The following is a 12,381-nucleotide window of genomic DNA, read 5'->3' as shown; positions in this document are numbered from 1 at the left end:
CCCCGCCTCACCGCCATCTTCACGTGCCCACTCAGGTTTTGGTCCAATTAAGCGAATGCCTGTACGACTTGAGTTATAGTGAATTTCGAACTCGTTGGCAAAAAAGGTATCAATATCTTGTTTGGTGAAAAAATCTGGCGCGCCATGTGGCCCATACATGACTGCAATTTCCCAGTTTTGAGTAAAGCTAGGAATTTGTGCTTGAGCTAAAGTAGTAGTCGATTGAGCGGAATATTCAGTAATCGGCAGCATATCACCAATTAATAAATTACGACCTGCGTGCCCACCAAACTGACCCAAAGTGAAAGTCGCCTGCGACCCTAAATAGTCAGGAACATCGAAACCATCTTTAACACCAATATAGCTACGGCAACCTGAACGGATAAGCCCGCATTTTAAAACTTGGCCTTTTTTCACATTGATGGTTTGCCACATCGGCACAAGTTCACCATCAAGTTTTGAAGGCATATCACCGCCCGTAATCACAATTTGGCTGTCACAGTGAAACTTTAAAGTTGGCCCTTGCAAGGTACATTCAAGCCCTGCGGTATTTGGCTCATTGGCTAAAAGCTGATTTGCCACAGTTAAACTGAGTGGATCGATCGCACCAGATGGCGGTACACCAACATCCCAATAACCTAATCGACCTGTTACGTCTTGAATGGCAGTTTGAATACCAGCCTGCAACACCTCAATTTTTTGAGTTTTCCATTCAAATGTATTTAAAAAACGAGTGGTTTGAGTACCTAAAGCAAACACATCGCAAGCAATAATATTTTGCAAATATTCCAAATTGGTTTCAATGCCTGCGACTTGCGTATTGGCAAGACTAGCACTCATTGCCTGTATGGCTTGTTCACGTGTTCCAGCGGTCACAATAATTTTAGCAATCATCGGGTCATAAAAAGACGACACTGTTGAACCTGTTTCCACCCATGTTTCGACTCGGGTTCGCGGGTCAAATTTAACATGGGTGAGTAAGCCTGCACTTGGTTGGAACTGTTTAATCGGATCTTCAGCATAAAGACGAACTTGAATAGAGTGTCCTGTTGGCTCTAACTTTTCAGTGGGTGCTGACCAGTCACCACTTGCCAATGTAACCATCCACTCCACTAAGTCGACACCAAACACTTGCTCGGTCACGCCGTGTTCAACTTGCAAACGCGTGTTGACCTCTAAGAAATAAAATTCTTGGGTTTCGGTGTCCATGACAAACTCAACCGTGCCTGCCGAACGGTAGTTCACCGACTGCATGAGTTGAATCGCAACTTTTTGAAGGTAGTCACGTTGCTGTTCATTTAAGTGTGGCGCGGGTGTTTCTTCAATGACTTTCTGATTACGGCGTTGCACCGAACAATCACGCTCACCCAACGCTAAAACTTGCCCTTGTCCATCACCAAAAATTTGTACTTCAATGTGGCGTGCATGTTGTACAAATTTTTCTAAATACAAACCTGCATCTTTAAAATTGACCTGCGCTAAATAAGACACGGTTTGATAAGCATCTTTTAATTCGGTTTCGTTCCAGACCAGACGCATACCAATACCACCGCCACCCGCGGTACTTTTCAGCATGACTGGATAACCAATACGGGTCGCTTCGGTTAAAGCTTCAGCTTCATCGGCAAGTAGTGAACTACCCGGAAGTAAAGGTACATTGCTTTTAATAGCAAGTTCACGTGCAGTATGCTTTAAACCAAAATCGAGCATTTGACTTGAAGTCGGTCCAATAAAAGCAATGCCTTGGCTTTCGCACAGATCACAAAACTCAGCATTTTCAGACAAAAAACCATAACCAGGATGAATGGCTTCTGCTCCCGACTGTTTTGCTACTTCAAGAATCTTTTCAATATTTAAATAACTTTGGTGCGCAGGTGCAGGACCAATTAGGAAAGCTTCATCTGCCAAAGTCACGTGTAAAGAATCACGATCGGCTTCGGAGTAAACAGCCACCGAAGCGATCCCGAGTTTTTTAAGGGTGCGAATGACGCGACAGGCAATTGCACCGCGGTTAGCAATCAGAACTTTTTTAAACATGCTTACACCCCTTCCGCTTCACGGACAACCAGTTGAATTTTGGTTGGGTTATAGGCGTTACATGGGTTATTGAGCTGCGGACAATTCGAAATTAAAACAATCAAATCCATTTCTGCCCGAACTTCGACATATTTCCCCGGTCCTGAAATTCCGTCATCAAATTTAAGCTGGCCATCTGGTGTTACTGGCACATTCATAAAAAAGTTAATGTTTGGGCCGATGTGACGCACATTTAAGCCATGCTTCTTCGCAATCGGGTGTTTTGCCAAGGCATACATAAAGTTGTTACGGCAACTATGCATAGGATACGTTTCATGTGCATAGCGAACAGTATTACTTTCACATGAACAAGCACCGCCAATGGTGTCATGGCGACCGCAGTTATCATCATGAATGACAGCAATTGGACGGCCAAAGTTACTGTAGAGCTTGGTGCCCTTTTCTAAATAGATTTGCTGGTTGATGGCCAAAGTATCCATTGCGCTATAACGCTCAGTCGGGTTTTCGGCACTCATAAACAAAGTATCGACCGCTTGGTTTCCCTCAAGGTCAATAATTCGAAAATATTGGCCCTTTTTAACCTCACACATCCACGCTTCACCCGCAGGACAAACTTCATTTAAAACTGCTTTTTCAAATGCTTGTAAAACTGTCATGATGCTTCTCCTGATTTAAATATTGCTAAGCGCGTAGTAGCGGGCTGTGTTTTGAAACGCACGCTGATTTTGCGAACACGCATCACGACAAATATCGCTGTCTGTTAGAGAATTGGCTTTAAATAAACTGAGTTGAATATCAGCAGGTTGATAGCTTGGGCTGGTGTCTAAACCATGCGGTGCAGCAGATAAAAATAATAAGCAGTCCATTTCAAAGCGCAGTTCAATGCTTTGATCGGTGTTGTCACAACTGACATAAGACAAAGCACCGTTTTCATCTGGCACAACTTTAGAAAATAGGTTAACGGCGGCACTCAGGTCTTGGCTGGCAAGTCCGTATTTACACATTTCAATGAGTAAGCTGTCTAAGCCATTTTGGTACATATCATTGCGGGCATCTTGAAATGTACGCTCACCGAATTGCTTTTCAATTTGCTCAGGTCGGCTTGGGCCACAAAGCGCATCATTCCAACCATGATCGTCATGAACAATGGAAGCCATCACACGGCCTAGGTCTGAATACAGTACATTGGAAGCTTTTAAATAAGCGGTATGTTGTCCTTTTAAACTGTCGGGCATGTTAAAACGTTCAAGCACATCGGCAGCATTTACACAAAACAAAGAAACATTTGCCTGAGCGCCAAGCGAAGTAAATCTAAGAATGGTTCCTTTTTGAATTCGACCCGACCAGTGATGCCCTCCGGGTAAAAGTTCGGTCCAAATCGCCTGATTGTTATGATAACTTGCAGTGTTCATAGCTACTCCTGTCGGATAGTTTTAGACTTCCTCCCGGGCTTTTATCCCTCCGTGTAGTTCGCTAGGAACCGTGAACTCTCGGTCCAGTCATACGTAAAGTATCGGAACCCTAGATCACTTTTGATTGTTTATGACTATGCAAAGGACATGCCAGTTTAGTATTACGATTTTGGTTAAAAGTAATACTAAACTTGAGCTGTTTGGGTGCGGTTTAAGTTCAAAAATAAAAAACTGCACTCAAAATTGTGCATCTTGAAAATAAAAAAGCCCCTTTCATTAAGAGGCTTAAAACTAAATTATAAGATCGAGAATCTTAAGGAAGCAGAATTACCTTACGGCAATCCTCTTCTCTTTCATTAAAAATGCGATATCCCTCTGCGGCATTTTCTAATTTCATTCGATGGGTAATAATAGTTTCAGGTGATAAATCACCACGTTCAATCAGTTCTAAGAGTTGCGGCAAATATTGATGGACATGGGTTTGTCCCATTTTAAAAGTCAGCCCTTTATCAAAAGCATCACCAAATAAGAAACCATGAATCGGACCCGCATATACCCCCGGTACGCTGACCACACCACCACGGCGAACCGCGGCAATACATTGACGCAGTGCTGCACCACTTGAACCTTCAAGCTTTAAATTGGTGAGCACTGTCTCAATCACACTGCCTTTGGCCTCGAAACCAATCGCATCAATCACAGCATCGACACCACGGTAGTTGTCGGTATGTTGAATAATAAATTCAGCCGCATCGACTTCGTCAAAATTAACTGGAATAGCACCGTATGTTGCCGCTGCATAGTTCAATCTATAGTCATTGTGATCGACCATAAATATCTTTTCAGCACCGAGCATCTTAGCGCAAGCAGCACTTAACAGTCCGACTGGCCCTGCACCATAAATTGCAACGGTTGAGCCACGTTTCACTTGGGCATTGGTCACCGCCTGCCAAGCAGTGGGTAAAATATCAGTCAAGAAAAGTACTTTTTCATCTGACAGTGAGGTTGGTACTTTAAAAGGGCCTTTATTGGCTTTTGGCACACGCACATATTCCGCTTGCCCGCCCGGTACACCGCCGTAAAGATGACTATAACCAAACAAAGCTGCTCCTGGTGGAATCTGCTTTTTATTAATAATTGCGCCGCGCCCTGTATTGGTGGTTTCGCAGGCAGCGGTCAGGTCAAGTTGGCAAAAGAAACATTCACCACAGGCAATCACAAAAGGAACAATTACTCGATCACCCTTTTTCACTGCAGTGACGGCTGGGCCGACCTCTTCAACCACGCCCATAAATTCGTGTCCAAAGATATCACCTTGTTCGGTTCTAGGAATTTTGCCTCGATATAAATGTAAATCAGAGCCACATATCGCTGTGGCAGTCACTCGTAAAATAATGTCATCCGGTTCTTGAATAATAGGGTCTGCTACTGTTTCTACTCGAACATCTTCTGCACCGTGGTAAGTAAGAGCGCGCATTTTATATTCCTCTATTTTCTATGATGTCCTTTGATTATGAGGAGGCTTTCTTTACGGTTTGCAACGATTCTTACTCTTCACGTAAGGCATATAGTTCAAATGCAACGCGACAGAGATTTCAGTAACATTTAATGAATGTAAGGTTGTTTCAGCTAGGGAGTTTTTTATTATTTGCCCCAACAAAAAAGCCAATCATCTCTGAAATAAAATGATTGGCTCTACCCTAAGAGTTTAAATTAATCTAGTTTAAGTTGTTGTCTGAGCTTTAAGATATCGACCAGACCTTTATCTCTGGTTTGGTATAAATCGATATTTTTATATTGGGTTAAAAGCTGATTGGTTTCTGCTTCCAATAACTCTGTTGTCTCGTCTGAATGTTGAAATGCGTGCATATCATTCCACCATTCTGTCATTGGTGGGCCTAAATGATGAATTGCCTCTTTAAAACCCTTTTGGTTGGCAAGCTGCATATTAATATAGGGGCCAAATAACGCCCATCTTAAACCCGGCCCACTGGTAATTGCGACATCGACATCTTCGGCAGAGCACACGCCTTGTTCAACCAACGAAAAAGCTTCTCGCCACAGTGCAGCCTGCAAACGATTTGCAACATGCCCTTTTACTTCTTTATTTAAAACAATTGGATTCTTACCCAGTTGTTTATAGAACTCAGAAGCCTGTTTTAAAATTTGAGGATCCGTCAAATTACCGCCAACGATCTCGACCAAAGGTAAGAGATGCGGCGGATTAAAAGGATGACCTAATAAAATACGTTCTGGATGTTGCGCCTCTTTTTGAAAATCAGACACTTTTAAGCCCGATGAACTTGAAGCAATAAGAGTATGTTGAGGGCAATATGCTGTGATTTCTTGATATAACTGTTGTTTGATATCGAGACGTTCAGGAGCATTTTCTTGAATAAAATCTACGTCTGAAACTGCATCTTTTAAATTATTAAAAATTTCCAGATGAAGTAGCACATCTGATAAAGAATGGGTGTGTCCAGCGTTCTGATCTAAAGCCAATAAATCATTTAAATTTGTAGATATTCTGCTTTTAAAGACCGCTTCATCTATAGGATATGGGTCATAGACCTTAACTTTAAATCCTTTATATAAAAATAAGGCCGTCCAACTCGCACCTATTACACCTGCTCCAACAACACCAACCGTTTTAATGACTTCCATATTTTCCTCGTAAAAATGTTGTTTTATTCGAAATTTCTTTTGTTCCATTTCATGCCTATAATAAACATAGCAGATTCTAAGAATCACTGCTCTAAATGGATATTGACGGTGAAAGATATGAAGAACTCATCTTCTCATGCTTATGATGAAGCATCTCCCTCTGAAGAAAGTCTCTCCTCGGTTCATCCAGATTTACGTGTTGGATTTATTCTGATGAATAAATTCACGCTAGCTCCTATTTCTGGTTTTGTTGAATCTCTTAGATTTGCAGCGGATAAATCTTTTCGTAGTTTGCAAATTTACTGTAAATGGGACTGGATGACTTTTAATGATGAACCTGTTACTGCAAGTTGTGGACTATCAGTTAACCCAACAACTTCGCTTAACCTAAAAGCTTTAAAAGAAAATTATGATTACATTGTCATTGCGGGTGGTTTACTTACAGAAACACGTAATCCACCAGAAAAATTATTAGAAATACTCAATGAAATACACAATGCGAAGATACCCATTATTGCCTTTTGTTCAGGCTGTTTTGTTTTAGGAAATGCGGGGCTTATGGATGGTCGGAAATGTGCAATTCATTTTACGACCAGAGAAGAGTTTTCAGAACGATTTCCTAAAGCAATCACAGTCGTAGATAAAGCTTATGTTGAAGATCAAGGTATTTTTACTTGCCCTGGCGGAACTGCCATAGATTTAGCTGCGGATTTAATACGGCGTCATTGTGGTGATATTCGGGCACAAAAAAGCTTAGAATATTTGCTCATTAATGCTGACAAACAAATCATTGATGAAAAAGAAGAGATACTTTTAGATAGTCCAACTACATATGAAAATAATATTGTCTCTAAAGCTATAGCTTTTATGAGTGAAAATTTAAGTGCGCACGTTACATTAAAAGAAGTAGCAGAGCATGCGAGAACCAACCCAAGACAACTGCACCGTGCCTTTTTATCGAGTACCAATGAACCACCATCAAATTATTGGCGCAAATTAAGACTCGAACATGCTAGAAAACTACTTGCCAACACGAATGCATATATCACCAACATTGCTATTGAATGTGGTTTTTCTGATGCCTCTCATTTTATTCTTTGGTTTAAAAAACAATACGGGGAAACACCTTTTACGTATAGAAAACGCCGCCATGAAGTAGAAAAGCTCAAATAATAAATCTATTTAACCACGCTACTGAAACGCGATATTTTATATAAATTGTCCTATGTAACCTATTTTTTGACCTTGAATTCTTTTAACCTGTTAGGCTTCGTGCTTTTTTCTACTTCCTGTTAGCAGCTCAGTCCATTATTTGAGTTATTCAGTTTTCCTATGTCAAAAAATTTAGCAACATTGATTGGTTTAAGCGCCATTCTCATGTGGGCATCTATGGTCGGCCTTGTGAAGCATATTACTGCCGCAATTGGTCCCGATATGGGTATTACGCTGATTTATACTTTCAGTGCAGTGCTATTGCTTATTATTTTTAGAGTTCCAAATTTTAAGTTAATTTCTAAAAAATATTTAATTTTAGGTACAGCCCTATTCATTGCTTATGAACTTTGTTTTTCATTTGCAATCGCTTATTCCAAAACAGCTCAACAGGCTATTGAAGTGAGCATTGTGAATTATCTCTGGCCGAGCTTAACAGTTTTAGCTTTCGTTATTTTTAAAGAAATAAAGTTTAATTTTATTATTATTTTAGGTTTACTTATCTCAATTTCAGGCATCATTTTTATTCAAACTGGAAATGGTGATTTTAGTCTAAATAGTATTGTTGATAATTTTCATAGTAATCCTCTAAGTTACATTTTGGCCTTTGCAGGCGCTGTCATTTGGGCTTTTTATTGCGTATTAACCAAGAAAATGAGCAATGGACAAAACCCAATTTCTATTTTCTTTATCTGTGTAGCACTCACCCTATGGATTAAGCTATTTATCACAGGTCACGCAACTCTACCCTCTATCGATCTAGCGACATTTATAACGTTAGGAGTCGCTTCTGTTGCTATTGGTTTAGGTTACGCAGCATGGAATATTGGTATTATTCATGGAAATATTACCATGCTGGTTGTTGCTTCTTACTTTACCCCGATCATTTCATCTCTTCTGGCAATGTTCGTTTTGCAAACTCAATTGTCGATAAGCTTTTGGCAAGGAACTGCAATGGTGACAGCAGGTTCTTTTATTTGCTGGATTTCTACAAACTGGTCAGTTATTCATCCTTTCATCAAAAAGATCACGAGAGAAATTCACTACCTCTTTACATCTAATCGTTAGAAACTAAACCAATCGTTCAGTTTCTAATTAACGCTAGAACTAAGCTAAAACAATAGTTTCGAGTTTTAATGCTTCTGACGTGTTGCAAGCCAACACAAAACCGAACCGATACACACCATAGCCGCACCTTGCCAAAACGACATGGAAAGTGGTGTATGTAAAACGATTGCTGCTAGAGCTGCTGAAAATACGGGGATAAAGTAAGACGCACCTGCAAGAATCGTTACATTGCCATGTAAGATACCGACATTCCATGCGGCATAACCAAAACCCATTGCCGCAGCAGCAAGTGCAAGATAGATAATTGCGTGAAGGTTAAACACCATTGGCGCCCCACCAATGACGAGGTATTTCACCCATAAAACTAGTGCTGTAAGCATGAAAAAAAGCGTTACACCATTCTTCCCCTTGGCTATTCTTGCAGTTACAGTACAGTAAGCAGCCCAGATTAATGCCCCAATAAAAGCTAATCCATAACTCAGCGGATTATCTTTTATATTTTCAAGCATGCTCGCAAAATCAAGCCCTTGTTCACCTCCGAGTACCCAGCAGATTCCCAAAATAGCAATAACAAATCCGGGAATCACTAACCAGCTGGATTTTTGATTGTTAAATAAAATAGCTGCGACCATTGTTAAAGCTGGCCATAAATAATTGACCATTCCCACTTCAATGGCCTGTCGATTGGTATTTGAATAACCAATAGATAAGGCAAGACATAACTCATAGGACACAAACAATAAGCTTCCCCAAATTAAATAACGTCTAGGGAATTCACTAATTTTTGGAAATCCAATACTAATCAAGAGAAAGACTGAGGCAACACTGTACATCATGGCCGCCCCACCAGTCGCTCCCAAGCTCTCGCTTACACTACGAATTAGCCCAACAATAGAACTCCATAGCAAAACAGCGATGAGCCCTATTAACGTTGCATTTCTCTTGCTTGTCATATCTTTAAACCACTTCTCAAATTGATAGCCGCTCTATTGAAGGACTAAAACCAAATCCATATTTCTAACTTGCTTACCTGCACTCATTAAAACTTCTTGAACCACACAGTCCTGATCAGCTTTAATGGCAAGCTCCATCTTCATCGCTTCAATGGTAAATAAGGTTTCACCCTTCTTGACCGTTTGACCCAGTTTCACAGGTACTGTACTGATCATGCCCGGCATTGAAGCACCGATATGTTTCGGATTTGTCGGGTCTGCCTTTGGATGAGCCGTTACTTCTTTTTGGCTTGCCTGTTTAATCTGCACCAGACGCAACTGACCATTCAACTCTACAAATAGATCAATCACCCCATCTTTGGCTTCTGAGCGGCCCAGCAGTTTTATTTCCAGTGTCTTGCCGCGTTCAAGCTCAATTTCGACAGGGCTTTGCTCTTTTAAACCATAAAAGAAGGCTGAAGATGGAATGCTTGATACCATGCCATATTTCAGTTTGTGTTTCATAAAGTCGGTAAAGACTTTTGGATACATCAAATATGACGCCAGTTCCTGTTCGGTCAGTTGTTTCCCAAACATATTTTCAAGCACGTCTTTCTCACCTGCCAAGTCGACTGGTGACATCACTGCTCCAGGACGATCACTTAACGGGGCTGCACCCTTTAACACCTTGTGCTGTAACTCTTTTGGAAAACCATGTGCCGGTGTGCCTAGCTCACCTTTAAACAGTGAAACCACCGATTCAGGGAAATCAATCTCAAGCTTCGGGTTTTCAATATCTTCTGAATTAAGATTATTCGACACCATATACAAAGCCATATCACCCACCACTTTAGAGGTTGGGGTAACTTTCACAATGTCACCAAACAATAAGTTGACTTGTGCATAGGCATCGGAAACTTCTGACCAACGTTCTTCAATGCCCAGTGAACGAGCTTGTTCACGTAGGTTGGTATATTGTCCACCCGGCATTTCATGATGATAAACATCAGCCGTACCCGCACGCATATCTGCCTCAAACGGGGCATAGATATGGCGTACACCTTCCCAGTAAGTAGAAAGCTGTTGCAGGTTATTAGGGTTGAGTCCTGTATCACGATCGGTATTTTGTAAGGCTGCAACCACCGAGCCCATGCTAGGTTGTGACGTTAAACCACTCATGGCATCCATGGCGGTATCAACTGCATCAACACCAGCATCGATGGCAGACAAAATGCTGGCCGCGGCAATACCACTGGTGTCATGAGTGTGAAAATGAATCGGCAATCCAGTTTCTTCTTTCAATGCCTTGATAAGTTCACGTGCTGCGGCGGGTTTACAAATACCGGCCATATCCTTAATGGCAAGAATATTGGCACCTGCTTTTTGCAGTTGCTTTGCCATATCAACATAGTAGTTAAGGTTATATCTTCGGTTGTTATCAAAGATATCACTGGTATAGCAGATTGCTGTTTCACACAGCATGCCTGACTCTCGAACGGCATCAATGGCAACCCGCATGTTATCGACCGCATTGAGTGAGTCAAATACACGGAACAGATCGATCCCACCTTGTGCGGCCTGCGTAATAAAGTGACGGACGACATTATCTGGATAGTTGGTATATCCCACTGCATTGGATGAGCGAAGCAGCATTTGAAACAGAATGTTTGGCACTGCTTCACGAAGTTGAGCCAGACGCTCCCAAGGGTCTTCTTTTAAAAAACGCATCGACACATCAAAGGTTGCCCCACCCCAACATTCTAGTGAAAACAGCTCACTGGCCATATGGGAATAATAAGGTGCAATCGCCAGCATATCTACGGTACGCATTCGGGTTGCAAATAAGGACTGATGGGCATCACGCATAGTGGTATCAGTGACCAATACACGCTTTTGGTCTAGCATCCAGTTTGCGAAACCTTCTGCACCCAGCAACTTAAACTGGTCTCGGGTTCCACTAGGAAGGGGCTGGTTCAAGTTAAATATCGGTAACTGTGCCGGAGCAGGTACCGTTTCAGGAAGTGAACGCCCTTTGAGTTCAGGTTGTCCATTGACAGTAATGTCGCCTAAAAACTCCAGTAATTTAGTCGCACGGTCCTGCTTAGGTTTAAGGTTAAATAATTCAGGCGTGGTATCAATAAAACGGGTGGTACAGGTGCCTTGTGTAAATAAAGGATGTGTCACCACATTTTCTAAAAATGCCAGATTATTTGAGACGCCGCGAATACGAAACTCCTGTAGCGCGCGCAGCATACGGGCATTGGCTTCATCACCACTTGCACCACGAACCGTGACTTTAGCAAGTAAAGAATCATAATATGGCGTAATGACTGCACCAGTATAAGCAGTACCACTGTCTACCCGCACCCCGAAACCGGTTGCACTACGAAAAGCAGTGAGACGTCCATAGTCTGGCATAAAACCATTTTTAGGGTCTTCTGTGGTGAGTCGGCATTGCAGTGCATGACCTAATAATTTGATCTGCTCTTGTGGTGGAATAAAACTAATGCCATCTCCGACAGCAGCTCCCTCGGTCACCCGAATTTGTGCCTTAACAATATCAATGCCAGTAATTTCTTCAGTAACCGTATGTTCAACCTGAATACGCGGGTTCACTTCAATAAAGTAGAAGTCCTCTGTTTCGGCATCCATTAAAAACTCAACCGTACCCGCATGGGTGTAATCTACCGCACGGGCCAGTCTTAAAGCAGCATCACAGATTTTACTGCGCTGTATTTCAGATAAATAAGGTGCAGGTGCACGCTCGACCACCTTCTGGTTACGTCGTTGTACGGTACAATCCCGTTCAAACAGATGTACGATATTGCCATGGGTATCCCCCAAGATCTGTACTTCGACATGGCGGGCATGGCGAATCAGTTTCTCTAGATAGACTTCGTCATTGCCAAATGCAGATTTGGCTTCACGACGTGCAACAGTAATTGCATCTTCGAGTTCATTTTCATGTTCAACCACACGCATGCCACGGCCACCACCACCCCAGCTCGCTTTAAGCATGAGTGGATACCCCACTTCAGCGGCCAGTAACTGGCAGT

At 41.9% G+C, this 12,381-nt stretch carries 9 protein-coding genes and 1 riboswitch; of the genes, 2 read left to right on the top strand and 7 right to left on the bottom strand.

All coding sequences use genetic code 11. The annotated features are described in order from the left end of the window. The 5 genes from UC75_RS19435 to UC75_RS00540 form a co-directional block, all read right to left on the bottom strand. On the bottom strand, positions 1-2,037 hold a 2,037-nt coding region (locus tag UC75_RS19435; protein WP_228136975.1), incomplete at its 3' end, for a biotin carboxylase N-terminal domain-containing protein. Between the two features lie 2 nt (positions 2,038-2,039). Further along, a complete protein-coding gene (locus UC75_RS00555; protein ID WP_049836345.1) occupies positions 2,040-2,693 on the bottom strand; it encodes an urea amidolyase associated protein UAAP2 in 654 nt (217 codons plus the stop codon). 15 nt (positions 2,694-2,708) lie between these two features. Beyond that, on the bottom strand, positions 2,709-3,449 hold the full coding sequence (locus UC75_RS00550) for an urea amidolyase associated protein UAAP1 (RefSeq protein WP_049836344.1): 741 nt from the start codon (positions 3,447-3,449) through the stop codon (positions 2,709-2,711). A gap of 28 nt (positions 3,450-3,477) precedes the next feature. Next, positions 3,478-3,573, bottom strand: a riboswitch (guanidine-I (ykkC/yxkD leader). A 189-nt stretch (positions 3,574-3,762) separates the two neighbouring features. Further along, positions 3,763-4,926, bottom strand: a complete 1,164-nt coding sequence (locus tag UC75_RS00545; protein WP_049836343.1) for a zinc-dependent alcohol dehydrogenase — start codon at positions 4,924-4,926, stop codon at positions 3,763-3,765. Between the two features lie 236 nt (positions 4,927-5,162). Then, a complete protein-coding gene (locus UC75_RS00540) occupies positions 5,163-6,113 on the bottom strand; it encodes a 3-hydroxyacyl-CoA dehydrogenase NAD-binding domain-containing protein (protein ID WP_049836342.1) in 951 nt (316 codons plus the stop codon). Between the two features lie 51 nt (positions 6,114-6,164). On the opposite strand from UC75_RS00540, the gene UC75_RS00535 reads away from it, so the two are divergent. Both UC75_RS00535 and yddG (UC75_RS00530) read left to right on the top strand, forming a co-directional pair. Further along, complete coding sequence (locus tag UC75_RS00535) at positions 6,165-7,286, top strand: GlxA family transcriptional regulator (RefSeq protein WP_228136974.1); 1,122 nt, start codon at positions 6,165-6,167, stop codon at positions 7,284-7,286. Positions 7,287-7,445: 159 nt separating this feature from the next. After that, on the top strand, positions 7,446-8,393 hold the full coding sequence (gene yddG / locus UC75_RS00530) for an aromatic amino acid DMT transporter YddG (protein ID WP_049836341.1): 948 nt from the start codon (positions 7,446-7,448) through the stop codon (positions 8,391-8,393). Positions 8,394-8,458: 65 nt separating this feature from the next. Here yddG (UC75_RS00530) and yddG (UC75_RS00525) read toward each other — a convergent pair whose 3' ends face one another. Together yddG (UC75_RS00525) and UC75_RS00520 are read right to left on the bottom strand one after the other, a co-directional pair. Continuing rightward, entirely contained in the window at positions 8,459-9,346 is an 888-nt protein-coding gene (gene yddG, locus UC75_RS00525) for an aromatic amino acid DMT transporter YddG (RefSeq protein ID WP_049836340.1), read from the bottom strand. Between the two features lie 33 nt (positions 9,347-9,379). Continuing rightward, on the bottom strand, positions 9,380-12,381 hold a 3,002-nt coding region (locus tag UC75_RS00520; RefSeq protein WP_228136973.1), incomplete at its 5' end, for a pyruvate carboxylase.

This window comes from Acinetobacter sp. V2, assembly GCF_001188385.1.
GTDB classification, from domain to species: Bacteria; Pseudomonadota; Gammaproteobacteria; order Pseudomonadales; family Moraxellaceae; genus Acinetobacter; species Acinetobacter oleivorans.
The sequence above is the reverse complement of the archived record's forward strand: the minus strand, read 5'-3'. Positions and strand labels throughout refer to the sequence as shown.